Origin of the sequence: Neptuniibacter sp. 2_MG-2023 (assembly GCF_030547495.1) — a bacterium.
In the GTDB taxonomy this organism is placed as follows: Bacteria; Pseudomonadota; Gammaproteobacteria; order Pseudomonadales; family Balneatricaceae; genus Neptuniibacter.
The window spans coordinates 20759-46898 of the sequence record NZ_JAUOQC010000011.1 but is presented as its reverse complement, the minus strand read 5'-3'; the positions used below and the strand labels follow the sequence as shown (position 1 = coordinate 46898).

Genomic DNA, 26140 nt, shown 5'->3' with positions numbered 1-26140 from the left:
ATTATTAGTTAGCAGATATCGTCAAAAGGGTTATCAATATCCAAGTTAATAGGATTGCTGTAACCCGGCATAGTGATCTGTTTATCACTAATGCTAAGGTCTTCGCCCTGAAGGACATTATGATCATACAAATAGATCGGCTTAGCGTCTCCATGAAGAGAGGCTTGGTCGTATGCAGTAGCTGCCATACGCGTTTTGTCGAGTTTTGTTTGGTAAGCCAATAGCTGAGATTTGCTGTAGCGCTTGTTCAGCATGTTACTTACAATGTGAGGGGCGAGCACAGGTGCAGATGCGTTATTGCCACCAAAACCTTTTGAATTTAAGAAAACGGTATCCACTCCTTGGCTTCCAACCTCAATATGCTGGTTACTCAAGAATAGATTACTTTGATGTACATCGCTGGCGAATTCATCTGTAGTTAAAATACCGGGAATGTAGCCGTACTTCCAAGTACCTAACGATAAGCTAAGCTGGTCTCCTCCGGCGGTGCCTTGAGAGTGTCCAATATAGGATTTAATAGCAGCAACCGGCCAGTTTTGTATGCCAAAGGCTTTTGCCGTTTCGTTAATTACATGGGATTCAGTCACGCGATTTTGTGGTGTACTGGTACCGTGAGCTTGGACAAAGCTCCTTTGCTGTAAGGACTCTTCGCCAAGCATTTTTCGAACAAGGGCTGCGGATTTGGCTAAAGTGATGTAATTGCCAATACCTGGTGCGGAGATCGATTTTTTATGTCCATCCGCGCTTACAAATACTTCTGGAACTGCGCCATATATTTCCGCGCCTAATTCAATGGCTAAATCATCGCTCATCAAAAGAACAAATTGGCTGCTTTCACCTATAGTGAAACCGCAGTTATTGCCGAATGGACGGCAGGCTTTGCGGTAATCATCAGCTGTGAGTTCTGATAGATTGTCGAGTGCTAAAAGATCTTTGTCTTCCGCGAGTGCTCCCATGGCTTTGAAGCCTTCAATGACTTCTGGGATTACTGGCGCGTCACTCCCGCCCACGAGGACGACTTTACGGCGTCCTGAGCGAATATCATTGACGCCGCTGCGAAGGTTGTAGAGAAACGTTGCACAAGCACCTAGTGCGCCTCCAGTGGTGCCTACATTGCCTAAGATGTAGGCATTAACAAAATCGGCAGGCATCTGTGCATAGCCTAATGGCATCTGTTTGGATGTTGTGCGCTTCCCTATAGCAGGGAACTTTGTAAGTCCGCCAAAACCAAAATCATCAAGCTGGCCTATAGAGTTACTGGCATAAACCGCAATCTGATCCGGTGCAACGCTGTTGGCTATCGTTTCGAAAGGGATGCCTGTCGAAGAGAGCGCATCGGATGCTGCAAAAACAGTCATCTGAAGGTTGCGAGGATGGTTGCGCGATTGGTAAAGCTTGCCTGGTTCGAAGCCTGAAGGTAACTGACCGGCAGACTGGACAGGGGCAACTTTGTTATCGGGTAAGATAACATCCATTTTTGATGAAACATGGATGTCGAACTGCCCAGGTGCGGTTTCAGTGACTGACCAATTAGCAGGTATCTCTAATGGCATCTGTCTTTTGCGGAGGTGGAATCTGAGTGATCCATCTCCGCAATTTAGAGTGGCAGCTTTGTTAAACATAACGTGGTTTACATCAAAGCTACTTTTTTCAATTCGGCGAATTAAAGTGCTATCAAGCAACTGTTTTTGCAGATCTTTGATTAATTCGGTCGCATTGCACTCAATGCCATCCTGATTTTTATATTTTCCATCAGATGATGTGGCAAGACCTGTCAATATAGCTAGGTCCGTGAGTGTCTCTTGGCGCGAATGCTCGTCGAGTTTCTCTATAATTAATCGGCGATATGCATGGTGAAAAGAAGCGCGCCCAGCAGGGTTTATACCACCAAAACCAACAATGACAGGAAGCTGGGACAATTGAATCTCCTAAAAACGAGTACTACGTAAAATTAACTTATGTTCAATACAGTGAGTGGAGTTTATATGAAACTGCATTGTTGGAACAATACGATTATTTTATCGGTGTTTCGCATGACTGACTAGCGGCAAGTTAGTATTTATCTATTTTTTAGTCAGTGTTTATTCAGCCATAGTAGAGTTATTATGGTGCAATAGTCATTTCTTTGGAGTTAGTTATGAAAAAACTGTTCGCAGTTTGTGTTGCCGGCGTTCTGTTGGGTGGGTGTCAAACAATCGATCCATATACAGGAGAGGAGAAAGTAGGAGGCACAACTAAAGGCGCAGGTATAGGTGCTATTGCCGGTGCTGTGCTGGGTGCAGCTGTTTCCAGTAAATCTGATCGTGGTAAAGGTGCTTTAACAGGTGCTTTGGTGGGTGGCGCTGTTGGTGGTGGTATTGGTTACTACATGGATCAACAGGAGGCACTTCTGCGTCAAGAGCTGCAAGGTACTGGGGTTCAAGTTGAGCGTATTGGTGATTCAATTCGTTTGATTATGCCAGGGAACATTACGTTTGCGCTTAATTCTGATCAGATAGCGAATAATTTTTATCCCGTTTTAGATTCTGTTGTAAAAGTCTTAGTTAAGTTTGATAAAACTGAGATGAATGTGGATGGCTTTACTGATAGTACAGGGTCATTTGAGTATAACCAGCAGTTGTCTGAGCGACGTGCGGCCCGTGTAGCTGACTACTTGGCGAGCTCGGGTATCTCTCGTCTTAGAGTGAATGCGCGTGGTTTTGGTGAGCGTTACCCCGTAGCAGATAACACCACTGAAGCCGGCCGTTCTCAAAACCGCCGTGTTGAAATTAATATCAGTGGTACGCGTACAGACTAAGTTAAATGATGACTCCCTTGTATTGGCAGGGGAGTCGTTCTTTAGGTGTGATTAACGTGCGATCGCTAAGTCTCCCGTCCGTATATTATATGTGGCGGCGGGTGAGCTGATGTGACCTGATGAAAAGCCCATTTGTACATCATCAATAATTAAGGTTTGTTGGGTGTTGGTTAATTGGGTGTTGCTGTTCATTTGTGGTGTAAAAATAGTTGAACTGCGGTAGATAGTGAGCTTGTCACCACGCTTTAAACCATGCTGTTTACCTGCACTGATCCAGATGGTTCGATCTTCAACTTGAGTTATACGAGCACTAAAAGGTTCGCAGCGCAGTTCTGCGGATATTTCTGATGCAATTTTATCTTCGAGCGCTTTTACCTTCTGACCGTAGTCTTGCTTAATAAACCCTGGTGTAGCAAACCCCGTTGTTATTGTCCGATCAAGACTCCATAGGCCTGCGGTCTGGTAGTGCTTTTGCGAAACGAGTTGACCTGAGAAACCGTCGTGTATAAATAGGTCGATTTCAAAATTCCGTAGGTGTCTTTTGCTTTTGAAATCGAGTCTGTTGTAAAGATCCATAAAGTAGTTATTTTCGGCATGAGTGCGAGGATCAACCATAGAGATATCACGGATAACGCCGGAAATTACATAGTTGACGTCGAGCTGACCGATCGTGCTTAGCATGCTTGTTAACTTGCCGCTATCTAGTTGTGATGAGCTAGCTTGGCTAGGATTAGGGTAGAGGTTAATTAAACCCGCATTGTAGGTGATCGTTTGTGATTTGCTATTAAAGCGTTGGCTTAATTGTGCAGGTAGTGCGCTGCTAATATTATGGAGTCCGCCCAGATTAGCTTGGCTTAATTGTTGAAGCGGAAAAGCGGCAAAGGCTATGGTTTTTTTGTAATTGTTACTACTTCCGTTGCTACAGCCTTCATCAATCTCTACATTTGCTTTGATTCGAATATGCAGTGTTGAGCCAATGATTTTCTCATCTAGTATCTCGATATTTGAAACTTGGCCCAAAGAGCTGATCTGCATATTGTCTATCTCAAGAATGCCATCTCGTACGACTTGACTGCTAGACACATAAACAGCTGCCTGCATAGATGCTTGTTGAGAAGCATCCCTGATTGCGGCCTCTCTGGCAGCGGTAATATTTTTGTTGGCAATAATAGCTTGCCCCTCAGCCTCAATGACAACTGCTTGGGCTATAGAAGTTAAAGATAGAAATAAGCTAACAATAAGAAAATTCAGCGTTTTATTAAACATATCTGCCTAATGACCGATTACTAAAAGATGTCGAGTAAATAATTAATCGTTTTCAGAACAGTATTTTATTGTGTGCCTGTTGTAAACGGTTTAAGTCGACTCCCTATGCTTGGTGGATTATGTTAGATTGTCGAGCTTAACCTTTTGAGTTTGGAATATCAGGATGAAAAAGATTTTACTGCTGTTAATGGTTTGCTTTTTAAGCGGATGCTTTCAGCAGGTTAATACCCAAGATAAGCAGCCTGAAAAGGTGCATATTGAAAGTATGAGTCCTGAGGTTGTTGAGCAGTTGCATCAACTAGAGAAAGCGCATATTGCGGAGAAAGAGGCACTGCTGGAAAAAGAGCGATCGATGTTGCAGCGCCAAGTTGTACAAGTTGAGACTTTGCCAAATGGGTTGGATCCTATTAGTGAAGCGGTGTCTCAAATGGCTGTGCAGATGAATGCTGGCTTGCAGGAAAATCGAGTAAAGCGCTTCCCTGTTGCGGTTATTCCATTCACTAACTTACACAATGGTAGGAAAGTTGGTCGTTTTGGTGAGCGATTAGAGCAAGGATTTATCTATCAATTGCAGCAGCACGGTTATAACCTTGTTGATTATCGTGCGGCTGGGCTCACGACTTCGACCAAGCAGCCGTTATCGAAACAAAATCTTTCGGGGTTGCGTACGCGTTTTAAGGTTTATTTCTTAGTGACAGGGACTTATGCCCAACACTCAGATGGCTTAGTGATCAATGCGCGTGTTATTGATACAACGACGCGACAAGTATTGGCGACAGGTCAAACCCACATTCCTAACGAACGTTTAGAGGGTGCTATTCCAGGGTATGATCCATTGGAGGCTCTAAATCAGGGGCTTATTATTGAAAATCGCGGTGGTCCTGTTGGTAGGTGATAATGAAAAGAATAATAAGTAAATCTCTAAAGCTGACTGCTTTTGCGCTGTTTTTTCCTATGTTTCTAGTTATTCAAGGTTGTGAAACGGTTGTGGAATCTACGGTTGAGGTGGTGGATGCGTTACCTGATATTAATTTTCCACCGCGTGTGGAGGAGCCGAAAGCGCCAAACTGGGTGCGTGCAACAGGTTATGCCCCTATAAGTTTACAGCCTGGCCAAACGCAGCAACATAAAGTGTTGATGGCTATGCGGGCATCTAAGTTGCGTGCTTACCAAGAGTTGGCAGGTGTTGTTCATGGTCAATATATGTTCGGCACGACAACGGTTAAAGATATGGTTTTACAAAGCGATCAATTTAAAACCGCTATATCCGGTATAGTGCGCGGTGCGAGAGTGGTGAAGACCTTCCCTGTACAGGAAGATACATACGCCACTACCCTTGAGGTGGACATGAATCAAGTGCAACGTGCGTGGGTTAGTAACTAAAACTCTACTGAATCGGTTGATCAGTAGAGTGTTTAGCTATTTGTTTTGCGTAGCTTCAAACGCTGCCATCTGTTCTGGGGTTGCTTTCGCTTGATATTTCTCTTTCCAGCTATCGTAGGGTTCTCCGTAAACTAACTCTCTCGCTGCTTCGTAATCGATCTCTTCACCTCGTTCCTCAGCTTCCGCTTTGTACCATTTGCTTAGGCAGTTGCGGCAAAAGCCCGCAAGAATCATTAAATCGATGTTTTGTACATCCTTCCTTTCATCTAAGTGGGCCAATAGGCGACGAAAGACGGCAGCTTCTATCTCGTTTTGTTTATTCTGATCCATATTGCTCTCAACCCTATTGTTCATGCTGGATAGTTTCATCTAGCTGATGGCATATATCTTCTTGCAACTTTTGGCACACATCGGGATCGGAAAGGGGCGTTCCTTCTTCATCAGTGATAAAAAAGAAATCCTCTACTTTTTCGCCGACACTTGTAATTCTGGCCTTTCTAACTGAGAGGTTATGTTCGGCAAAAATGCCACCTATGCGGGCTAAAAGGCCAGGTCTGTCAGGTGTTATAACCTCTAAAACGGTCTGTTGAGAAATTGAGTCGTTGCTTAAATACACTTGTGTAGGTGTCGCAAAGAGTTTCATTTGGCGAGGGACGCGCCGTTGAATGATCTCTGGATAGTCGTCTGGATCATCAAGCTCTTCAATCAGGCGTTCTTTTATCTGAGATAGATGGTCTGGATTTTCTGATAGGGGAGTGTTGTCATCAGAGAGTACTGTGTAGGTATTCAAAACTTCACCGCAATCAGTAACTATGATGCGTGCATCTTGAATGTTGAGGTGTAGCTGGTCCATTGTTGAAACGGTGGCTGCAAACAGGTTTTTGAAATCTTGGCTGTAGATGAAGATTTCAGTTGCTCCCTCAAATACTCGGTGTGATGTTTGTCTTATTAAAACGAGAGGTTCGTGGGGTCTATCGTGTTCAATAATTGCCTTTGTGTGCTCGGCAATACTTTGTGAGGTTTCACGTAGGAAATAATCATCTCCAATGGATTCCCATAGCTCTTTGAACGCGTCTGCTTCCACACCTTGGCGCTTGAGAATAACGAGCGCTTCGTTTTGTATCTGCTCAATGCGGTCTTCTTTGTTGATTGGGTTTTCTAAGCCGCGCCTTAATGCGCGTTTAGTATCTGTGTACAGCTTGCGCATTAAGGTCGCACGCCAGCTGTTCCAGAGCGTCTGGTTTGTGGCGTTAATATCGGCAATAGTTAATACATAAAGGTAGTCTAAGTGGACAACGTCACAGACTTGTTTGGCGAACCTATGGATGACTTCTGGGTCTGATATGTCTTTTCGTTGGGCTGTCATCGACATTAGCAGATGGTTTCTGACTAACCATGCAACGAGGTGACTGTCCCATTTGCCTAAGTGGTGCTTTTCGCAAAAAGACATTGCATCTTCTGCCCCTAAATCAGAGTGATCTCCACCTCGACCTTTTGCTATATCGTGGAAAAGTGCTGCAATATAGAGAAGTTCAACCTTTGGAAGTTGGTTTACTATTCTGTGAGCTATAGGGAATTCTTCTCGTGCGTCGTTGTGTCTGAATTGTCTACAGTTTTGAATGACCTTCATGGTATGTGCATCAACGGTATAGATATGAAATAGGTCGTGCTGCATCTGACCTATGATTTTACCGAATGCAGGTAAATATCGTCCTAAGATACCGTAACGGGTCATGAGTTTAAGCTGAGTAGAGACGCGTTCAGGTGAGCGCATCAATTCCATAAATAGACTGGTGTTGCGTATATCGTTTCTGAAGTCGTCATCTACTCGATGGCGATTGGCGCGTAGAAGTCGGATTGTAGATGCTCTTACACCCGCTATATTTTCGTTTTGCGCGAGTAGTACAAACAGCTCCATTAATGCAAAAGGGTGATGCTCGAAAACCTTGTCGTAGGTGACTTCTATGAAGTCGTTGTGGATCTGAAAGCGGTTGTTTAGAGGTTTGATGACCTGTTCTTCGTCAGCACGAAGGATCGCTTCATCGAAGTGCTGTAACAGTAAGCCATTGAAGACCGACATTGCCATTGCTATGCGGTAATACTTGCTCATAAACTGTTCAACAGCTAGCTTTCCATCTTTGTCTTGGTAACCAAAGAAACTGGCTAATTCGCGCTGGTGGTCAAATAAAAGGCGGTCCTCACGTCGTTTACATAGCATGTGTAGTGCGTATCTTACTGACCAGAGGTAGAGCTCACCTTTGTTTAAAATATCTAGTTCTGATTCGGTTAGAAAGCCATCTTCTACTAAGTCGCGAATATATGTAGAACCAAAATGCCGTTTGGCGACCCATCCGATGGTCTGGAGGTCGCGTAAGCCACCCGGAGAGTTTTTGAGGTTAGGTTCTAAATTGTATTCTGTGTTATTTGTTTTTGAGTGACGGTCTTTCTGTTCTTTCGATTTAGCAAGGAAAAACTCTTTATCGGTCCAAGCGCCTTCAGAGGTGACTTTGTCGTACATCTCTGAGTGTAAACCTTCATTGCCGATAAGTGTTCTGGACTCAATTAGGTTGGTTGCGATGGTGATGTCATTTTGAGCTTCGTTGTAGCATTCACTTAGTGTGCGGACGCTAGAGCCTATATCTAAATTTATATCCCATAGAAACGTTAAAAAACCACTGATTGAGTCGTGATGCTCTTCAGGGTTTAGTTCGTCGCTTAACAGTATCAGTAAATCAATATCTGAATGAGGGTGTAGCTCTCCGCGGCCATAACCTCCAACAGCAATCAGTGCGATTTGGTTTTGAGGCCATTCGAACTGTTCCCAAGCTGTTTGTAGAATGCGATCAATCTCCCATGCGCGTCCATAGACAAGTTTTCTGATGTCTTCGCCAGCTTTGAAGCGCTCATCAAGGTTTTGATTAATCTCTTTTAGTGCATCTTTATAAACAGGAATTTGGGATGTTGCTGAAGCGAGTTTGTTTTTGAAATCGCTGAGATTAATAATCTCTGTTTCGGCAAGCTGCTGTTGTAAAGTAATTGGCATTGCATACGACCTTTTATTGAATGCGGCACTAATTTTATAGGTGTAGATTAAATTGTATCATCAGGTCTGAGTGTTAATATTTCATAACCATCTGCCGTCACCAATATAGTGTGTTCCCATTGTGCGGAAAGGCGGCGATCGGATGTTTCCACGGTCCAACCATCTTTCTTTGAAAGCTTAACTTGGCGTTTGCCCGCGTTAATCATCGGTTCAATAGTGAAGATCATCCCTTCTTCTAAGATCTCGCCAGTGTCGGGTCTGCCATAATGTAATACTTGAGGTTCTTCGTGGAACTCCGCGCCTATGCCATGTCCGCAGTATTCGCGTACAACGGTGTAATGGTTTTGTTCCGCATAGGTTTGTATGGTGTGACCAATATCGCCTAGGCGAGCACCTGGTTTGACCAATCGAATCCCTCTGTACATGCATTCTAGTGTTACATCGACCAGTCTACGTGCATGTGGAAGCTCCTTGCCAACAAAGAACATCTTGCTTGTATCGCCATGATAGCCGTCCTTAATGACTGTAATATCAATATTAATAATATCGTTATTTTTTAGGGGCTTATCATTGGGGATGCCGTGGCAAACGACTTGGTTTACCGATGTGCAGATTGATTTTGGAAAACCATGGTAATTGAGTGGTGCGGGAATAGCTTGCTGTTCGTTGACAATGTAGTCGTGACAGATCTGATTGAGTTCGTCGGTGGTGACGCCGACTTTTACAAAAGGTTCAATCATGACTAAAACATCGGCAGCTAAACGGCCTGCGATGCGCATTTTTTCGATCTCTTCTGGGGTTTTAATCTTGATGCTCATAGCTGCCGGAATATCCTTCTAATTCTTGTGAGTACTGTATGTAAAAAATAACTGGATGGGGATTGTATCAATCAACTGAGGTTAAAAGAAATAAGCTTTATCTCTATGGGCAGTTATGGTATAAATCCGCGCTCAATTTGCATAAGCAAAAATGTCACACACGTGCCGACACAATATTCAGGGTGCCTTAGGGTTGAATGTTGGGGTTCGTGGAGGTCTAACCCAAAACATTTAGGAAAAAACAATGGCTAAAACTACTATGCGTGACCTGCTTAAAGCAGGCGTTCACTTCGGTCACCAGACTCGTTACTGGAACCCGAAAATGTCAAAATTCATTTTCGGTGCTCGTAACAAAATCCATATCATCAACCTAGAGCACACACTTCCTGCTCTTAATGGTGCATTGGATAGCATCCAGAATATGGCATCTAACAAAAATAAAGTTCTTTTTGTTGGTACAAAACGTGCAGCAAGCAAAATCATTAAAGAAGAAGCTAGCCGTGCATCTATGCCATACGTTAACCACCGTTGGTTGGGTGGTATGCTGACTAACTACAAGACTATTCGTCAGTCTATCCGTCGTCTTCGTGATCTAGAATCGCAGAGCCAAGACGGTACGTTTGAAAAGCTAACTAAGAAAGAAGCTTTGATGCGTCAGCGTGAAATGGAAAAGCTAGAGCGTTCTATCGGTGGTATTAAAGAGATGGGCGGCCTGCCTGATGCTCTTTTTGTAATCGATGTGGATCATGAGCGTATCGCTGTAAATGAAGCAAACAAGCTAGGTATCCCTGTTATCGGTGTTGTTGATACTAACAGTAATCCTGATGGTATTGACGTTATTATTCCTGGTAACGATGATGCGTTGCGCGCTATTCAGATTTACGTTAAGTCTGCTGCTGATGCATGCCTTGAAGGTTCAGGTGCTGGTGCTGGCGACAAAAACGAATTCGTAGAAGTTGAAGAGACTCCAGCTGCGGCTGAGTAATCGGACTGTAAACACAGTCAATTATTCTCTTTGATGACTTAAAGAGGGGGCTAGGCCCCCTTTTTTGGATTTTTTGATTAACCCACGACTATTTTATTAGGGGTATCGATAATGGCGAAGATTTCCGCTGCAATGGTTAAAGATCTGCGTGACCGTACAGGTCTAGGCATGATGGAATGTAAAAAAGCACTTCAGGGTACTGATGGTGATGTAGATAAAGCGATTGAAGAAATGCGTAAAGCATCAGGTATGAAAGCAGCTAAAAAAGCTGGTCGTACTGCTGCTGAAGGTGTTGTTCTAGTTAAGGTCGCTGATGATAATAGCTACGCTGTTGCTGTAGAGGTTAACTCTGAAACTGATTTCGCTGCGCGCGATGAAGGTTTCTTAGCGTTTTCAAATGTTGTTCTTGATAAAGCATTTGCTGGTAAAGAAACAAACGTTGAAACTTTGATGGCTGGTGAATTGAACGATGCACGTGATGCATTAGTTCAGAAAATCGGTGAAAACATTGGCGTACGCCGTGTGTTCTTAGTTGAAGGTGGTGTTGTCGCTGCCTATGTTCATAGTAATAACAAAATTGCTGCAATGGTTCAGCTTGAAGGCGGTAACGCTGAAACAGCTAAAGATATTGCTATGCACGTGACTGCTGTTAATCCTCAGGTTGTAAGTAAAGATGATATGCCTGAAGATGTAGTTGCTAAAGAGAAAGAAATTATTCTTGCTCAGCCAGATATGGCTAGTAAGCCAGCAGAAATTGCTGAGAAAATGGTTGTTGGTCGTATCAATAAATTCTTGGCAGAGAATAGCTTGGTAGAGCAAGCGTTCGTTAAAAATCCTGAGCTTAAAGTGGGCCAGGTTGCTAAAGATGCTGGTGCGACAGTTAAATCCTTTACTCGTATAGAAGTGGGTGAAGGCATTGAAGTTGAAGAAGTGGATTTTGCTGCTGAAGTTGCTGCTCAGTTGAAAGGCTAACTTGCTGTAAAACCTTCCGATTGCGCATGTTCTGCATGCGCAATCTTCCCTTTTCCTGATACACTATCCTGATCTCAATTTCTGCGGAGATAGACGGATGCCATCTACCGAAAAACGATCCAAGTATAAACGTATTCTGCTCAAGTTGAGCGGTGAAGCCCTGATGGGCGAAGAAAGCTTTGGTATTGATTCCAATGTCCTCAATCGAATGGCGCTTGAAATTGGCCAGTTGGTTGGAATAGGTGTGCAAGTGGGTATGGTGATCGGTGGCGGGAATTTATTCCGCGGTGCCGCACTCAATGCTGCTGGCTTAGATCGAGTTACTGGCGATCACATGGGAATGTTAGCTACGGTTATGAATGCATTAGCTATGCGCGATGCTTTAGAACGTAGCAATATTAATACACGTGTTATGTCTGCAATTCCTATGAGTGGTGTCGTTGATCATTATGATCGTCGTAACGCGATACGTTACTTGAATCAGGGTGATGTAGTTATTTTTGCCGCGGGCACAGGTAACCCATTTTTCACTACAGATTCTGCCGCTTGTTTACGTGGTATAGAAATTGACGCAGACGTTGTGTTAAAAGCGACAAAAGTTGATGGTGTATATACTGCCGACCCAGTGAAAGATCCAACAGCGCGCCGATACCTTCATTTAAATTATGATGAAGTTCTGGAGCAGCAGTTAGGAGTGATGGATCTGACGGCGATATGTTTAACGCGCGATCATAATATGCCTGTTCGTGTATTTAATATGAATAAATCAGGTGCTTTGGCTAACCTTGTTGTTGGTGGTAATGAAGGCACGTTGATTGATTGCAGTGAAACGGTTGGAGAAAAATATGCTGAATGAAATTACTCAGGATGCTTCCGAACGCATGCAGAAGAGCTTAGATGCTCTAGTAAATAATTTTAAAAAGATTCGTACTGGGCGCGCACATCCAAGTATTTTGGAAGGTGTGCAGGTTTCCTATTACGGATCTGATGTGCCTTTAAGTCAGGTTGCTAATATCTCGGTTGAAGATGGTCGTACACTGTCTATTGTGCCTTGGGAAAAACCAATGGTGCCTGTGATTGAAAAAGCCATTATGACATCGAATCTGGGGCTTAATCCTGCTACGGCCGGTGAAAATATCCGTGTCCCTATGCCGCCTTTGACAGAAGAAACACGTAAGGGCTACATAAAGCAGGCTCGTTCAGAAGCTGAGAATGCGCGTGTATCTGTACGTAATGTTCGTCGTGATGCTAATGGTGATTTGAAGGATCTTCTGAAAGAGAAGGAGATTACTGAGGATGATCAACGCCGTGGTGAAGATCAGATTCAGAAGATTACGGATAAGTATGTTGCTGAAGTGGATGCACTTTTGGAACAGAAAGAAAAAGATCTAATGGAAATTTGATCGTAGCAGCGGTGCTGTAAAGTGCCGCTGAACTTATGTCATGAAATCTACTAATAGCTCGTCTAGTCTAGCTGCGAAAACGCCGCGACATATTGCCATTATAATGGATGGTAATAATCGCTGGGCGAAAGAGCGGCGCTTGCCCGGTCTTGCCGGGCATAAGGCTGGTGTTGACTGCGTCCGTTCCACTATCGAAGGCTGTATTGAGTCTGGTGTGGAAGTGTTGACGCTTTTTGCGTTTAGTTCTGAAAATTGGAAACGTCCACCCCTTGAAGTTAAAGGGTTGATGGAATTATTTAAATTAGCCTTAGATCGCGAAGCTAAACGGTTACTGAAAAACAATATTCGTTTGCGAGTGATTGGGGATAAGTCTGCTTTTAGCGCTTCTCTACAGAAAAAAATTGAAAAAGTTGAGGTGCTGACCGAAAAATGCACAGGCCTTCAGCTAAATATTGCAGCAAACTATGGTGGTCGCTGGGATATAGTTAATGCCGCTCAACGAGTCGCTGAGCAGTGTGTGCAAAATAAAATATCGCCTGCTGATATTACTGAAGAGTTGTTTTCTGCAGCGGTAACGCTTGATGAACTGCCTGAGCCTGATCTTTGTATCCGCACAGGTGGTGAAAAGCGCATAAGTAATTTTCTTATTTGGCAATTCGCATATACCGAACTTTATTTCTCTGATGCTTATTGGCCAGATTTCGATAAATCTCACCTATTGGCTGCTATTGATGATTTTGGTCGTCGGCAGCGTCGTTTTGGGCGTACTAGTGAGCAAGTAGAGGCTGAGATGAATGCTTAAACAACGCATAATTACGGCGATGGTTCTTGCGCCTCTGGCGTTGTTTGGTGTTTTTGGTCTTCCTTTCTCCTCCTTTGTCTTTTTAATGGATGCTGTCATATTGTTGGCTGCATGGGAATGGGCGAATCTCGCTGGTTTTCAAAAGCTTGGGGCGAAATTAGTCTATGTATGCCTTGTGGCTGTCGTTGTAGGTTTGTGCCACTATCAACATCAAAATATAGATGTCTTTTATGTTTTTTCTCTTGCTGTTGCCTTTTGGTTTGTTGCGCTCTTTTGGGTGTATAGATTTCCGCGTGTATCTAGTTGGGGCCCAGTCTTAGTGCGAGGTATGATTGGTTTTATTGTTCTTCTGCCTTGTTGGTTCGCGTTTGTTGAAATGAAGTCCGTAGAACAGGGTGATCAGTTGATTCTTCTACTATTATTGCTTGTCTGGGGAGCGGATGTAGGTGCTTATTTTGCGGGCAAGCGTTTTGGCCGAACAAAATTGGCGCCCAGTGTGAGCCCTGGAAAGACGCGTGAGGGATTGTATGGCGGCTTAGTCGCGTGCTTAGCTGTTGCGGTTATTTATAGTTTTATTGCTGGGGTGGCATCAGTCAGTATATTTCCTTTAGTTATTATGGCGCTGCTGACGGGGTTGATTTCAGTCTTAGGCGATCTTTTTGAGAGTATGTTAAAACGTCATCGAGGCATTAAGGATAGTAGTCAATTGTTGCCTGGGCATGGGGGGGTACTGGATCGTATCGATAGTATTACCGCCGCTTCGCCATTGTTTATCTTAGGAATGCAGTATTGGGTGTTTGTGTAATATGGAATTTCTGCATACTGTTTTTATCACCATTCTAACCTTAGGTATTTTGGTTACTATTCATGAATGGGGACATTTTTATGTTGCGCGTAGATGCGGCATTAAGGTCTTAAAGTTTTCAATCGGTTTTGGTAAAGCTTTATATACTTGGCGTGATAAGCAGGGCACTGAATTTGCAATTGCTGCTATCCCGTTGGGTGGTTATGTGAAAATGCTAGATGAGGGAGAAGCTGAGGTTCCTCCTGAACAGTTAGATCAAGCATTTAATCGTAAACCTGTCTTGCATCGGATGGCTGTTGTGGTTGCGGGGCCTGCAGTTAATCTTATCTTTGCTGTTCTTGCTTATTGGTTTATGTATCAATCGGGTGTTTCTACAGTCGTGCCTGTAGTGGGTGCGCTTATCGAAGGCTCTATTGCGGATACAGCTAATATACCTGTGAATAGTGAAATTTTATCTGTTGATGGTGATGAAACCCTATCTTGGGATGAAGTAAATTTAAAACTAGCTTCTCGCGTTGGTGAAAGTGGCTCTTTAGTGCTCACTGTGCGGCCAGTGGATAAAGTTAATGCTGTACCTGAAGAGTATGCTGTAGATCTGAAGAAGTGGCATATTGACCTTGAAAATGAGTCGCCATTAACTGCATTGGGTCTGATTCCTTGGCGACCAGAGGTGCCGGCAATTATTGGTCGTTTAGTTGAGGATGGGCGAGCTAAAGCCGCAGGGCTTCAACTAGGTGACAAAGTAGTAAGTGTAAATGCAGATGTAGTTGATGATTGGTATTCTTTAGTTGATGTGGTGAGAGCGAGTCCTAATACGCCGTTAACGCTTCAAGTTCAGCGTGGTGTGGATTTGCGCGAACTGGTTTTATCTCCTGCACTTAAAGTGGATGAAACGGGTGAATCTTATGGCTATATAGGAGCGGCTGCGCAGCCTGTAGATTGGCCACAAGAGTATAAGCGTGAGCTTCATTATGGTTTTTTTGATGCTGTGGTTAAGGCATTTAACAAAACTTTACAGATGATTTCTTTGACCCTTGATTCTATCTGGAAGATGATTGAAGGGGTAATATCAGTAAAAAACTTGAGTGGGCCTATAACCATTGCTAAAGTGGCCAGTGCTTCTGCTGCCTCTGGCTTAGAATCCTATGTGAGTTTTTTAGCTTATCTGAGTATTAGCTTAGGTATATTGAATTTATTGCCGATCCCTGTGTTGGATGGCGGGCACCTTCTTTACTACACAATTGAGTTGTTGAGAGGGAAGCCAGTCAGTGAACGAGTTCAATTTTTAGGATTGAAGATAGGGATGGCAATGCTGTTAACGCTTATGTTGGTAGCTCTGTTTAACGACTTTATGCGATTGTGATATTAAGTTACAGTCGGTTTTATTTTTATAATGGGTAAGAAGTACTTCATGAAACGCGCCATTGGACTTCTGGTTACGCTTTTTCTTTGGGCCTCATTGGCTCAAGCAAACACATCATCTTTCGTGGTTGAAGATATTCGCTTGGAGGGGTTGCAGCGAGTATCGCCAGGTATAGTTTTTAGGAACTTCCCTATTACCGCAGGGGATCAGGTCGATCCTTTGGTTCTAGCGGATGCTTCACGGAAGCTGTTTGAATCTGGTTATTTTGATGATATCGAATTGTTACGTGATGACTCTGTTCTGATTTTACAGCTTCAGGAGAGGCCATCGGTCAGTTTGATTCGATTGGATGGTAACAAAGTTCTTGAATCTGATGCGTTGTTAGATGGTCTTAAGCAGACCGGCTTGCAAGAGGGTGATGTTTTTAAGCGTTCCACCTTGGAGCAGATTAAGCAGGATATTGTTCGAGTATACTCATCACAAGGGCGTTATGGTGCAAACGTTGAAACTGATGTTGAAACGCTACCGGGTAATCGTGTTGCTCTAAATATACATATTAAAGAGGGACAGGTTGCGACGATTCAGCATATAAATATTGTTGGTAACAGTGTTTATACTGATGAAGAATTAACTGATCTGTTTTCCTTGAAGCTACCTAATTTCTGGTCTTTCTTTAAAAAGGATGACCGTTACGCTAGACAAAAACTATCTGCGGATATCGAGCGTCTTCGCTCCTATTATCTGGATAGTGGTTATGTGAACTTTTCCATTGATTCCACACAAGTTTCAATTACACCTGATAAAAAACATGTCTATATAACCGTTAATGTCACTGAAGGTGAAAAATATACTGTTCGCGATGTAGATATTGCAGGCGAGATGGTTGTACCTGAAGCTGAATTGAAGAAAGTTATTCGCGTTGAGAAAGGTCAGACTTTTTCTAGACGCTTAATTACTGAGTCACAAGAAGCGCTGAGTAATAAAATTGGCGATGTAGGTTACATGTTTGCGAACGTATCTCCTGCGCCTGAGTTACATGATGATAATACTGTTACCGTTAAGTTTTTCCTTGATCCGGGTAAACGTACCTATGTGCGTAGGATTGCTATCAGAGGTAATACGCGTACGGCAGATGATGTTATTCGTCAGCACTTAAAGCAGATGGAAGCGGCAGTTGCATCGAATGAGTTGATTGAGCAATCTAAGCTGCGATTGGAAAAAACAGGATATTTTAAGGCTGTTAGTGTCGAAACTATCCCTGTTCCAGGGAGTACAGACCTTGTTGATGTGCAGTATTCAGTTGAAGAGCAACAATCGGGTTCCTTCTCTGCAAGTTTAGGTTTCTCTCAAACCTCAGGTATCATTCTGGGCTTCCAGCTGCAGCAGGATAACTTCCTAGGCACAGGTAAAAAAGTCGGTATAGGTATCTCCAATAGTGATACTTTAACGGAATATTCATATAGTTTTGTTGATCCGTACTATACGGTAGATGGCGTAAGCCGAGGTTTTAACCTTTACTACCGTGAACGTGACTTTGACGAAGATAATACGAGTGCCTTCTCAACCGATGAGATTGGTGGTGGTGTTAACTTTGGTTATCCTATTGATGATTATCAGCGTTTGAATTTTGGTCTAAATGTTGAACAGGTCACCATCAATACAAACGCTTCTGAAACGCCTGATGAGATTAATCAGTATCTGCTGGATGAAGGAAATGATTATTTCAATATGAGCTTCACGGGTTCGTGGAGTAGTAACCACCTTAATAGGGGGTATTTCCCAACTAAAGGTTATTCCCAGAGTGCATCCCTTGAAGTTAGTATCCCTGGTAGTGATCTAAGCTATTATAAGGCGTTGTATAATGCTAAATGGTATCGCCCTCTAACTGAAGATCGTAATTGGATACTCTCAATGAAAGGGCGTCTTGGTTACGGTGGCGAGCTGGGTGATAATGAATATCCGTTTTATAAACATTTTTATGCCGGTGGTTTGAAAACGGTTCGAGGGTACGAGCAGAATACCTTAGGGCCTCGTGATACTAACGATGATCCTTTTGGTGGTGATGTATTGATCACTGGTGGTGTTGAACTTATTTTTCCAACACCGTTTGTTAAAGATAAATCTTCATGGCGTACGCTCTTCTTCTTCGACGCGGGTAATGTGTTTGATACCAGTTGCTCATCTGCCTCCTTGGCAGGCAACTGTGAAGATGGTGTGAAGTTGGATGAACTACGTTATTCTGCAGGCATTGGTTTGAGTTGGCTTACACCTATAGGCCCGTTATCAGTTGCTTTAGCAACACAGTTAAATGATAAAGCGGGCGATGATACGGAAGTATTCCAATTCGCATTAGGTCAGACTTTCTAAGGGATAAGATATGAATTTTAAAGCGTTGTTAGGTTTTGTTTTAGTTGCAAGTATGAGTTTCTCGGTACATGCAGAGAAAATAGCGGTACTGGGTGTGCAGCAAGCCTTGTTGGCTTCGTCTGCGGCAGCTGACTTTCGTGAGAAGCTTAAAAGTGAGTTTTCTAAAGAGGAGCGTTCACTTTTAGACTTAGAGAAACAAGTGAAAACGGCTCGTGATAAAGTTACAAAGAATAAAGATTTAGCTTCAGCTGACGAGCTGAATAAAATGAAAATACAGTTTCAAAAGGTCTTCGCGGAATATCAACGTAATGGACAAGCGCTACAGCAGAAAAGAATGGAACGGGAGCAAGCTTTCGTCCAAGAGATGCGCCCTAAACTTGATAAAGTGATCCGAGCGCTTATTGAAAAAGAAGGCTATGATGTGGTTTTAGCAAAGCAGGCAACTCTTTTTGCAAAGAAAGAGGTTGATATTACGCCGCGCGTTGTTGAACTTTTAAATAAGCAATAGGCTTATATGGGTTCATGAAAAATCATCATTACACGCTTAGTGATATTGCAACGTTTCTTTCGGCAGAGTTTGTTGGTAATGCTGATTATAAATTGAGCTCAGTATCCACATTGCAGTCGGCATCGTCGGCTCAGCTCTCTTTTATAGCAAATAATCGCTATCAGAAGTATTTGCGTACAACCCAAGCTGGCGCAGTTATTCTGTCGCCAGCAGACCTGGAAAACTATTCAGGTAATGCTATTTTAGTTGATGATCCTTATTTGGCTTACGCTAAAATAAGCCACCTGTTTTCTTCAGCTCAAAAACTATCACAAGAGATATCACCTTCTGCACATGTTCATCCTTCGGCCGTTGTTAGTAAAACGGCCTCTGTGGCTGCCGGAGCTCATATAGGCCCCAATTGTACAATTGGAGATAATGTTACTGTCGGGGCTAATTCGGTCGTAGGCGCAGGATCAAGTGTTGCAGATAATACTGTGATCAATGCTAATGTGACGATCTACCATAATGTGAAAATAGGCGCTAACTGCCTAATTCATGGCGGTGTGGTTTTGGGGGCGGATGGATTCGGGTTTGCTAAAGATGGCGACGACTGGGTTAAAATTGCTCAGTTAGGCGGTGTCTGCATAGGTAATAATGTTGAAATCGGCGCGGGCACAACCATTGATCGTGGTGCTTTAGACGATACTGTTATCGAAGATGGTGTGATTTTAGATAATCAGATTCAAATCGCTCATAATGTTACAATTGGCAAAAATAGTGCATTAGCTGCTTGTACTGCAGTGGCTGGTAGCACTAAAATTGGCGCCCAGTGCACAATTGCTGGAGCTTGCGGAATTACAGGTCATTTGTCGATTGCGGATGGCTCGCATATTACTGCAATGTCGCTTATTACAAAATCCATATTAAAGCCGGGTGTATATTCATCAGGTACGGGAATGTTACCGAATAAAATGTGGAAAAAAAATGTTGTTCGTTTTCGACAGCTGGATCAAATGGCGCGTCGAATTAAGTCTATTGAAGACGAGATTATTGAGATTAAGGGTTCGTAAGAAATGATGGATGTGAATGAAATTCGGGAATATCTTCCGCATCGTTATCCTTTCCTTTTGGTGGATAGGGTGTTGGAGTTAGAAAAAGGAACGTCCATTGTTGCGATTAAAAACGTTACAGTTAACGAACCCTTTTTTAATGGACATTTCCCCGACTATCCTGTGATGCCTGGTGTTTTAATTGTTGAAGCCATGGCACAAGCTGCAGGCCTTCTCGGTTTTAAAACAATGGATAAAACGCCACAAGATGGATCTATCTATTATTTTGTGGGTGCGGATAAGTTACGCTTTAAACGTCCTGTAGTTCCAGGAGACCAGTTAAAGTTAGAAGCGACTGTTGTATCTGAGCGTCGAGGTATTTGGAAATTTGATGTGCGTTCATCTGTCGACGGTGATACGGTAAGTACTGCAACTATTTTGTGTGCTGATAGAAAGGTTTAAGTCTTGATCGATTCTCGTGCTGTTATAGATCCCTCTGCAAAGCTGGCCAGTGATGTTGTTGTAGGGCCATGGTCTCTTATTGGACCTGATGTCGAAATCGGTGCGGGTACAGTTGTTGGGCCTCACGTTGTTATAAAAGGCCCAACGACAATTGGCAAAAACAATAAGATTTTCCAATTTGCTTCGGTGGGTGAAGATTGCCAAGATAAGAAGTATGCAGGTGAGCCGACCAAATTGGTTATCGGTGATAATAATATCATTCGAGAAGGCGTAACTATTCACCGAGGTACTGTGCAGGATGCCGGGGTTACTCAAGTAGGTAGTGATAACCTTTTTATGGCCTATGCCCACGTGGCACATGATTGCATTGTTGGTGATCATGTCATTATGGCTAATAATACTGCTATTGCTGGGCATGTCCATGTTGGTGATTGGGCTGTTCTTGGTGGGTTTACTGCTGTACATCAGTTTTGTCATATTGGTGCGCATGTCATGTGCGGGACTAGTACTGTAGTGCTAAAAGATATTCCTGATTACATTATGGCCAATGGTAATACGGCAGCCCCTCATGGTATTAATGTTGAAGGTTTGAGGCGAAGAGGTTTTTCAGCTGATGCTATTGCCAATTTACGCCGCGCCTACAAGATTATTTACCGTAAAAAATTGACTATTGCTCAAGCGCTAGTTGAGTTACGGGAGCTTGCGGAAAGCTGTCCCGAAGTCCTATCTTTGATTCACTCTATTGAATTATCAAGCCGCGGCATTATTCGCTAGGAGAAACTATGCCGAATCCTCTGCGAATAGGCATTGTTGCGGGAGAAGCCTCAGGTGATATTTTAGGTGCGGGGCTTATCCGATCACTTAAAACCAGATTTCCAGATCTTATCGTTGAAGGTATAGGTGGTGAGCTTATGCAGGCTGAGGGCTGTATATCTCGTTACCCGATGGAACGTTTATCTGTGATGGGGTTAGTTGAAGTTCTTGGCCGATTGTTTGAGTTGCTTAAAGCCCGTAAAACGCTTATCCAATATTTTATCGATAATCCCCCAGATGTTTTTATTGGTATTGATGCGCCAGACTTTACCCTTCATATGGAAGGTCGTTTAAAAGCGGCAGGGATTCCAACGGTTCATTATGTAAGCCCCTCTGTCTGGGCGTGGAAACGTAAGCGTATTTTTAAAATAAAGCAAACAACTGATTTAGTGTTAGCTTTGTTTCCCTTTGAGCCTGCTTGTTACCAAGAAACAGGCCAGAGAATTGAGTTTGTTGGTCACCCATTGGCTGATCAGATTGTAAATGATCCCTCCCTTCGAGACCCTCGAGCTCTATTTGATATTAGCGAGACCCAGCGAGTTGTCGCGTTATTACCAGGTAGTAGAGGGAGTGAGATAAAATATCTGGCAGAGCCCTTTTTACAAACAGCAAGATGGTTAACTGAAAAAGAGCCTGATTTGCTTTTTCTTTTGCCAGCGGCTAATAAGCAACGATTCAATGAGCTTGAAGCTTTACTCGACGAAGGCTTTTCTGAGCTTAATGTTAGATTAGTGCTGCAGCAATCTAGGCAAGTGATGGCTGCTGCTGATGTTATCTTAATCGCTTCAGGTACGGCTACGCTCGAGGCGACTATCTTGAAAAAACCGATGGTTGTCGCCTATAAAATGGCATCATTAACTTATGCTATTTATTCGCGAATGATTAAATCTCGTCATATATCACTACCTAATTTGCTGGCTGATGAAACTTTAGTTCCAGAGGTTTTACAGGATGATGTGACCCCCAGCATTTTAGGCGAGGCGCTATTAAAAGCTCTGAATGATCACTCTTATATTGATTATGTGCAGAAGCGTTTTGAAGATGTTTATACTCAGCTACATCAAGATGCTGATGAGCGAGCCGCATCTGCGATCGTTCAACTGCTTAAGGACAAAGGGGCGCTGTAATGGATAGTTTGGGCTTTGATTTTGGCGATGGGAAGCGGGTAGCCGGTGTGGATGAGGTGGGTCGAGGTCCACTGGTCGGTAATGTCGTAGCTGCTGCTGTTATTCTAGATCCATCGAAACCGATTGTAGGTTTAGCCGATTCAAAAAAATTGTCTGAGAAGCGTCGAGAATCACTTGATCTTGAAATAAGAGAGAAGGCACTTGCTTGGTGTATTGCTTCTGCATCCCCTGTGGAAATTGACGAGCTGAATATTCTGCATGCAACAATGTTAGCTATGCAGAGAGCTGTCCAGGGATTAGATATAGCGCCTGAATTTGCTTTTATTGATGGTAATCGTTGTCCCCAGTTATTATGCCCAAGTGAAGCTGTGGTTAAAGGGGATAGTAAAGTTGCTGAGATCAGCGCTGCGTCTATTATTGCTAAAGTTGCACGTGATAAGGAGATGCAGGAGCTTGATGTTTTACATCCAGAATATGGGTTTGCTAAGCATAAAGGTTATCCGACTGTTCTTCATTTAGAGGCATTAAAAAAGCATGGCCCGTTAGTTCAGCACAGACGTTCTTTTAAACCTGTACGTCAGTTATTAGAAGAAAATTAACTTAACCCATTAGATTGAGCACCATGTCAGAGCTAGCCTTAAACGATCCTAAATTTATTCATCTACGTGTACATACTGAGTTTTCCTTAGTGGATGGATTAGTGCGTGTTAAAGAGCTTATTGCAGCCGCAAAAGCGAATAATATGCCTGCTGTAGCGATGACAGACCAAACGAATCTTTTTGCTTTAATTAAATTTTTTAAAGCAGCCACAGGTAGTGGTATTAAACCACTATGTGGGGCGGATCTTTGGGTTGAAAATACGGATGAACCTGGAGGCGAGCCTTATCGATTAACCTTCTTAGTGAGAAACTCTGAAGGTTATCTGAATCTAATGGAGCTGATCTCCCAAGCTTATTCTGAAGGGCAAAATATCATTCATGATATGGCGCTAGTTAAAAAAGAATGGGTTGTGGATAAGTCTGAGGGTTTAATCGTACTCTCGGGTGGTAAGCGGGGAGAAATTGGCCGTTCCATTCTGGCTGAAAATGGTCAGGCTGGTGATATTCTACAATATTGGATGGATGTATTTCCTGATTCTTTTTACTTGGAAGTACAACGTACAGGCCGAAGTGGTGATGAGCAGGTGGTTCACGGTTCAGTTGCTTTAGCTAAGCAGTATAACTGTCCAGTTGTTGCGACCAATGAAGTCATGTTTATTAAGCCTGAAGACTTTGAGGCCCATGAGGTTCGCGTTTGCATAAACCAAGGACGAGCTTTTGAAGACCCTACTCGCCCTAAAGATTATAGTGAAGAGCAGTATTTCCGTTCTCAAGATGAAATGGCGGAGCTTTTTAGTGATATTCCATCGGCTGTTAGCAATACAGTAGCTATAGCGAAACGTTGTAATATTGAAATTGAAATGGGGACTTACTACCTGCCGAAATATCCCATTCCTGAAGGGATGTTGATGGATGATTATTTTCGCAAGGTCTCTTATGACGGTTTAGAAGAGCGTTTAGCCATTCTTCTTGATCGTGATGATCCTGAATATGACGCTAAACGTCAGCTATATGTTGATCGGCTTGAATTCGAGCTTGAGATCATCATTCAGATGGGTTTCCCCGGCTATTTCCTTATCGTGATGGACTTTATTAAATGGGGTAAGGAGAACGGTGTACCTGTAGGGCCCGGTCGAGGTTCTGGTGCGGGCTCATTGGTGGCTTATGTACAAAAGATCACTGATCTAGATCCACTTGAATACGACTTGCTGTTTGAGCGATTCCTAAATCCTGAACGTGTTTCTATGCCGGATTTCGATATCGATTTCTGTATGGATAACCGTGATAGGGTGATTGACTATGTGGCCAGAACTTACGGCCGTGATGCGGTATCTCAGATTGTTACTTTCGGTACTATGGCGGCCAAAGCGGTTGTCCGCGATGTAGCGCGTGTGCAAGGTAAGCCTTTTGGTTTGGCGGATCGTCTATCTAAGCTTATCCCGTTTGAAGTTGGGATAACGCTGAAGAAAGCGATGGAACAGGAGCCGATGTTAAGTGACTTTGTGAACTCGAGTGCTGAGGCGCAAGAGATCATGGAGATGGCTTATAAGCTGGAAGGGATTACTCGAAATGTGGGTAAGCATGCGGGTGGTGTGGTTATCGCGCCAACCAAACTGACCGATTTTGCTGCAACTTATTGTGATGAAGAAGGTAAAGGCCTTGTTACCCAGTTTGATAAGGGCGACGTTGAAGAAGCGGGTTTGGTTAAATTCGACTTTTTAGGACTGAGAACGCTGACAATTATTGATTGGGCGTTACAAACGATCAATAACATTCGAGAGAAAAATAATGAAGCGCCTCTCGATATAGCGTTAATTGATTTAGAAGATAGAAAAACATTTGATCTTCTGCAGTCGGCTGAAACTACTGCTGTGTTCCAGTTAGAGTCGAGTGGTATGAAGGATCTTGTCCGCCGCTTATTACCCTCTCGTTTTGAAGATATTGTCGCACTTGTTGCACTCTTTCGTCCGGGGCCTTTGCAGTCGGGCATGGTTGATGACTTTATCAACCGTAAGCATGGCCGTGCCGAGATGGCTTGGCCGCATCCAGATTACCAATTAGATAGTTTGCAGCCAGTATTGGAGCCAACTTACGGTATTATCCTTTACCAAGAGCAGGTTATGCAGATTGCTCAGGTTATGGCTGGATATACCCTTGGTGGGGCCGATATGTTGCGTCGTGCTATGGGTAAGAAAAAGCCTGAGGAGATGGCGAAGCAGCGCGCTTTGTTTTTAGAGGGCTCTGAAGCTAATGGTATTGATAAAGACCTAGCAGGTAATATCTTTGATCTTGTAGAGAAGTTTGCGGGTTATGGTTTTAACAAATCCCACTCCGCCGCCTACGCGCTTGTCTCCTATCAGACTGCGTGGCTGAAAACCCATTACCCTGCTCCTTTTATGGCTGCAGTGCTTTCTTCTGATATGCAGAACACTGACAAAGTAGTGATCTTCGTTGAAGAATGCCGTCAGATGAAGATTGCACCAACCTTGCCTGATGTTAATAGTGGCGATTATATGTTCACTGTTAATGATGATGGCGACATCGTTTATGGATTAGGGGCTATTAAAGGGGTTGGTGAAGGGCCGATTGAAGCGATTGTTGAAGCAAGAGCTTCAGGAGAAGAGTTTAAAGATCTGTTTGATTTCTGTCAGCGTGTTGGGGCAAAGAAATTAAATAAACGGGTGCTTGAAGCACTGGTTCGATCGGGTGCGCTGGATAAATTAGGTGCTGAACGTGCTGTGTTATGGAAAGCTATTCCTGATGCCTTACAGGCGGCCGACCAAACCGCTAAAAATCAAGATGCGGGAATGTTTGATCTATTTGGCGAGGCAGAGGCTGAGTTAGAACGTGATCCTTATGAAGAATATAAAGGTGTTAGGCCTTGGACTGATAAGGAGCGTCTAACGGGGGAGAAAGATACCTTAGGTTTATATTTAACAGGCCACCCAATTGATGAATATGCAGGAGAGCTTAAGCATTTTGTTAGTAAGCGTATTGTTGAGCTGCAACCTGCCCGTGGGCAAGCACAAAAAATTGCTGGTTTGGTTGTAGAGATTAGGCTTAAAAAGACCAAAAAAGGGGATAATCTCTGTTTTGTGACTTTAGATGATCGTAGCGCCCGTATTGATGTGACGCTTTTTGGGGATACCTATGATGAAGTTAGGGAGTCTGTGCAAAAGGATGTAGTTCTGATCGTAGAGGGGGAAGTAGCAGAAGACCACTTCTCGGGCGGTTTGAAAGTGCGTGTTAATAAAGTGTTAACGATTCCTCAGGCACGCTCACAATATGCATCAGGTGTTCAGGTGGTTGCAACGGCGGATCATTTTACCGGTAGAAAGTTAAAAGAGTTCGAAAGTTTACTTAATACCTACAAGATTGGCGGTCAATTGCCGGTCAAAGTACGTTATAAACGAGCAGATGCTGAGGCAGTACTTACCTTGGGTGATAATTGGAGGGTACAAGCCAGTGATGAGCTACTTATTGCATTAATGGAGCGTTTTGGTCACGAATCAGTCTCTTTGAGTTACTAGGTCTGGTTCTTAAAGCTGCAAAAAGGTACACTTTGCACAATTTTTCACTTAAGCATAGATGAGTCA

The 26140-nt window shown here is 43.3% G+C and carries 23 protein-coding genes; 18 read left to right on the top strand and 5 right to left on the bottom strand.

Features of this window, described 5'->3' with window-relative positions; all coding sequences use genetic code 11:
- Positions 1-8: 8 nt before the first annotated feature.
- Positions 9-1919 carry a beta-ketoacyl synthase gene (locus Q4486_RS11380; protein WP_303519497.1) on the bottom strand — a complete coding sequence of 637 codons (1911 nt, stop codon included), beginning with the start codon at positions 1917-1919 and terminating at the stop codon, positions 9-11.
- A gap of 218 nt (positions 1920-2137) precedes the next feature.
- On the opposite strand from Q4486_RS11380, the gene Q4486_RS11375 reads away from it, so the two are divergent.
- Entirely contained in the window at positions 2138-2797 is a 660-nt protein-coding gene (locus Q4486_RS11375; RefSeq protein WP_303416349.1) for an OmpA family protein, read from the top strand.
- A gap of 51 nt (positions 2798-2848) precedes the next feature.
- Here the strand turns inward: Q4486_RS11375 and Q4486_RS11370 are convergent, their stop codons facing one another.
- Complete coding sequence (locus tag Q4486_RS11370) at positions 2849-4063, bottom strand: flagellar assembly protein T N-terminal domain-containing protein (RefSeq protein ID WP_303519496.1); 1215 nt, start codon at positions 4061-4063, stop codon at positions 2849-2851.
- Between the two features lie 163 nt (positions 4064-4226).
- On the opposite strand from Q4486_RS11370, the gene Q4486_RS11365 reads away from it, so the two are divergent.
- Complete coding sequence (locus tag Q4486_RS11365) at positions 4227-4958, top strand: FlgO family outer membrane protein (protein ID WP_303416351.1); 732 nt, start codon at positions 4227-4229, stop codon at positions 4956-4958.
- 2 nt (positions 4959-4960) lie between these two features.
- Positions 4961-5446 (top strand): LPP20 family lipoprotein, encoded by a 486-nt coding sequence (locus Q4486_RS11360; RefSeq protein ID WP_303416352.1) that lies wholly within the window; start codon positions 4961-4963, stop codon positions 5444-5446.
- A gap of 36 nt (positions 5447-5482) precedes the next feature.
- Here the strand turns inward: Q4486_RS11360 and Q4486_RS11355 are convergent, their stop codons facing one another.
- The 3 genes from Q4486_RS11355 to map are packed head-to-tail and all read right to left on the bottom strand — an operon-like array spanning position 5483 to position 9307.
- Positions 5483-5776 carry a DUF1244 domain-containing protein gene (locus Q4486_RS11355; RefSeq protein ID WP_303416353.1) on the bottom strand — a complete coding sequence of 98 codons (294 nt, stop codon included), beginning with the start codon at positions 5774-5776 and terminating at the stop codon, positions 5483-5485.
- A 13-nt stretch (positions 5777-5789) separates the two neighbouring features.
- Complete coding sequence (locus tag Q4486_RS11350) at positions 5790-8489, bottom strand: [protein-PII] uridylyltransferase (RefSeq protein WP_303416354.1); 2700 nt, start codon at positions 8487-8489, stop codon at positions 5790-5792.
- A gap of 47 nt (positions 8490-8536) precedes the next feature.
- Positions 8537-9307 (bottom strand): type I methionyl aminopeptidase, encoded by a 771-nt coding sequence (gene map / locus Q4486_RS11345; RefSeq protein WP_303416355.1) that lies wholly within the window; start codon positions 9305-9307, stop codon positions 8537-8539.
- A 244-nt stretch (positions 9308-9551) separates the two neighbouring features.
- Here map and rpsB point away from each other — a divergent pair, with 244 nt between their 5' ends.
- The 15 genes from rpsB (at position 9552) to dnaE (ending at position 26074) form a co-directional block, all read left to right on the top strand.
- Entirely contained in the window at positions 9552-10292 is a 741-nt protein-coding gene (rpsB, locus tag Q4486_RS11340) for a 30S ribosomal protein S2 (protein WP_067866207.1), read from the top strand.
- Positions 10293-10403: 111 nt separating this feature from the next.
- The gene (gene tsf / locus Q4486_RS11335) at positions 10404-11264 is read left to right on the top strand and encodes a translation elongation factor Ts (protein WP_303416356.1); all 861 of its coding nucleotides are present in this window, start codon (positions 10404-10406) and stop codon (positions 11262-11264) included.
- 97 nt (positions 11265-11361) lie between these two features.
- The gene (pyrH, locus tag Q4486_RS11330) at positions 11362-12120 is read left to right on the top strand and encodes a UMP kinase (RefSeq protein ID WP_303416357.1); all 759 of its coding nucleotides are present in this window, start codon (positions 11362-11364) and stop codon (positions 12118-12120) included.
- Positions 12110-12667 (top strand): ribosome recycling factor, encoded by a 558-nt coding sequence (gene frr / locus Q4486_RS11325; RefSeq protein ID WP_303416358.1) that lies wholly within the window; start codon positions 12110-12112, stop codon positions 12665-12667. The genes pyrH and frr overlap by 11 nt, the downstream gene beginning before the upstream one ends.
- 40 nt (positions 12668-12707) lie before the next feature.
- A complete protein-coding gene (uppS, locus tag Q4486_RS11320) occupies positions 12708-13469 on the top strand; it encodes a polyprenyl diphosphate synthase (RefSeq protein ID WP_303416359.1) in 762 nt (253 codons plus the stop codon).
- Positions 13462-14274: a phosphatidate cytidylyltransferase gene (locus tag Q4486_RS11315; protein ID WP_303519494.1), complete on the top strand. Its 813-nt coding sequence runs from the start codon at positions 13462-13464 to the stop codon at positions 14272-14274. The genes uppS and Q4486_RS11315 overlap by 8 nt, the downstream gene beginning before the upstream one ends.
- 1 nt (position 14275) lies before the next feature.
- A complete protein-coding gene (gene rseP, locus Q4486_RS11310; RefSeq protein ID WP_303519493.1) occupies positions 14276-15637 on the top strand; it encodes an RIP metalloprotease RseP in 1362 nt (453 codons plus the stop codon).
- 48 nt (positions 15638-15685) lie between these two features.
- Complete coding sequence (gene bamA / locus Q4486_RS11305) at positions 15686-18004, top strand: outer membrane protein assembly factor BamA (RefSeq protein ID WP_303519491.1); 2319 nt, start codon at positions 15686-15688, stop codon at positions 18002-18004.
- A gap of 10 nt (positions 18005-18014) precedes the next feature.
- Complete coding sequence (locus tag Q4486_RS11300; protein WP_303416363.1) at positions 18015-18512, top strand: OmpH family outer membrane protein; 498 nt, start codon at positions 18015-18017, stop codon at positions 18510-18512.
- A gap of 14 nt (positions 18513-18526) precedes the next feature.
- The gene (lpxD, locus tag Q4486_RS11295; protein ID WP_303416364.1) at positions 18527-19564 is read left to right on the top strand and encodes a UDP-3-O-(3-hydroxymyristoyl)glucosamine N-acyltransferase; all 1038 of its coding nucleotides are present in this window, start codon (positions 18527-18529) and stop codon (positions 19562-19564) included.
- Between the two features lie 3 nt (positions 19565-19567).
- The gene (gene fabZ, locus Q4486_RS11290; RefSeq protein ID WP_303416365.1) at positions 19568-20005 is read left to right on the top strand and encodes a 3-hydroxyacyl-ACP dehydratase FabZ; all 438 of its coding nucleotides are present in this window, start codon (positions 19568-19570) and stop codon (positions 20003-20005) included.
- A 3-nt stretch (positions 20006-20008) separates the two neighbouring features.
- Positions 20009-20779 carry an acyl-ACP--UDP-N-acetylglucosamine O-acyltransferase gene (lpxA, locus tag Q4486_RS11285; RefSeq protein WP_303416366.1) on the top strand — a complete coding sequence of 257 codons (771 nt, stop codon included), beginning with the start codon at positions 20009-20011 and terminating at the stop codon, positions 20777-20779.
- 8 nt (positions 20780-20787) lie between these two features.
- Positions 20788-21945, top strand: coding sequence for a lipid-A-disaccharide synthase (gene lpxB / locus Q4486_RS11280; RefSeq protein WP_303519489.1), 1158 nt, complete (start codon positions 20788-20790; stop codon positions 21943-21945).
- On the top strand, positions 21945-22544 hold the full coding sequence (gene rnhB, locus Q4486_RS11275) for a ribonuclease HII (RefSeq protein WP_303416368.1): 600 nt from the start codon (positions 21945-21947) through the stop codon (positions 22542-22544). The genes lpxB and rnhB overlap by 1 nt, the downstream gene beginning before the upstream one ends.
- Before the next feature lie 23 nt (positions 22545-22567).
- Complete coding sequence (gene dnaE / locus Q4486_RS11270; protein WP_303416369.1) at positions 22568-26074, top strand: DNA polymerase III subunit alpha; 3507 nt, start codon at positions 22568-22570, stop codon at positions 26072-26074.
- Positions 26075-26140: the final 66 nt, after the last annotated feature.

Bases quoted from the DNA above. Each gene is read 5' to 3' on its own strand.
- bamA (WP_303519491.1), top strand. From the start codon at position 15,686: ATGAAACGCGCCATTGGACTTCTGGTTACGCTTTTTCTTTGGGCCTCA.
- uppS (WP_303416359.1), top strand. From the start codon at position 12,708: ATGAAATCTACTAATAGCTCGTCTAGTCTAGCTGCGAAAACGCCGCGA.
- Q4486_RS11300 (WP_303416363.1), top strand. From the start codon at position 18,015: ATGAATTTTAAAGCGTTGTTAGGTTTTGTTTTAGTTGCAAGTATGAGT.
- pyrH (WP_303416357.1), top strand. From the start codon at position 11,362: ATGCCATCTACCGAAAAACGATCCAAGTATAAACGTATTCTGCTCAAG.
- rseP (WP_303519493.1), top strand. From the start codon at position 14,276: ATGGAATTTCTGCATACTGTTTTTATCACCATTCTAACCTTAGGTATT.
- Q4486_RS11315 (WP_303519494.1), top strand. From the start codon at position 13,462: ATGCTTAAACAACGCATAATTACGGCGATGGTTCTTGCGCCTCTGGCG.
- frr (WP_303416358.1), top strand. From the start codon at position 12,110: ATGCTGAATGAAATTACTCAGGATGCTTCCGAACGCATGCAGAAGAGC.
- map (WP_303416355.1), bottom strand. From the start codon at position 9,307: ATGAGCATCAAGATTAAAACCCCAGAAGAGATCGAAAAAATGCGCATC.
- rnhB (WP_303416368.1), top strand. From the start codon at position 21,945: ATGGATAGTTTGGGCTTTGATTTTGGCGATGGGAAGCGGGTAGCCGGT.
- lpxB (WP_303519489.1), top strand. From the start codon at position 20,788: ATGCCGAATCCTCTGCGAATAGGCATTGTTGCGGGAGAAGCCTCAGGT.
- Q4486_RS11360 (WP_303416352.1), top strand. From the start codon at position 4,961: ATGAAAAGAATAATAAGTAAATCTCTAAAGCTGACTGCTTTTGCGCTG.
- Q4486_RS11365 (WP_303416351.1), top strand. From the start codon at position 4,227: ATGAAAAAGATTTTACTGCTGTTAATGGTTTGCTTTTTAAGCGGATGC.
- dnaE (WP_303416369.1), top strand. From the start codon at position 22,568: ATGTCAGAGCTAGCCTTAAACGATCCTAAATTTATTCATCTACGTGTA.
- Q4486_RS11375 (WP_303416349.1), top strand. From the start codon at position 2,138: ATGAAAAAACTGTTCGCAGTTTGTGTTGCCGGCGTTCTGTTGGGTGGG.
- Q4486_RS11350 (WP_303416354.1), bottom strand. From the start codon at position 8,489: ATGCCAATTACTTTACAACAGCAGCTTGCCGAAACAGAGATTATTAAT.
- rpsB (WP_067866207.1), top strand. From the start codon at position 9,552: ATGGCTAAAACTACTATGCGTGACCTGCTTAAAGCAGGCGTTCACTTC.
- tsf (WP_303416356.1), top strand. From the start codon at position 10,404: ATGGCGAAGATTTCCGCTGCAATGGTTAAAGATCTGCGTGACCGTACA.
- Q4486_RS11370 (WP_303519496.1), bottom strand. From the start codon at position 4,063: ATGTTTAATAAAACGCTGAATTTTCTTATTGTTAGCTTATTTCTATCT.
- fabZ (WP_303416365.1), top strand. From the start codon at position 19,568: ATGATGGATGTGAATGAAATTCGGGAATATCTTCCGCATCGTTATCCT.
- Q4486_RS11355 (WP_303416353.1), bottom strand. From the start codon at position 5,776: ATGGATCAGAATAAACAAAACGAGATAGAAGCTGCCGTCTTTCGTCGC.
- lpxD (WP_303416364.1), top strand. From the start codon at position 18,527: ATGAAAAATCATCATTACACGCTTAGTGATATTGCAACGTTTCTTTCG.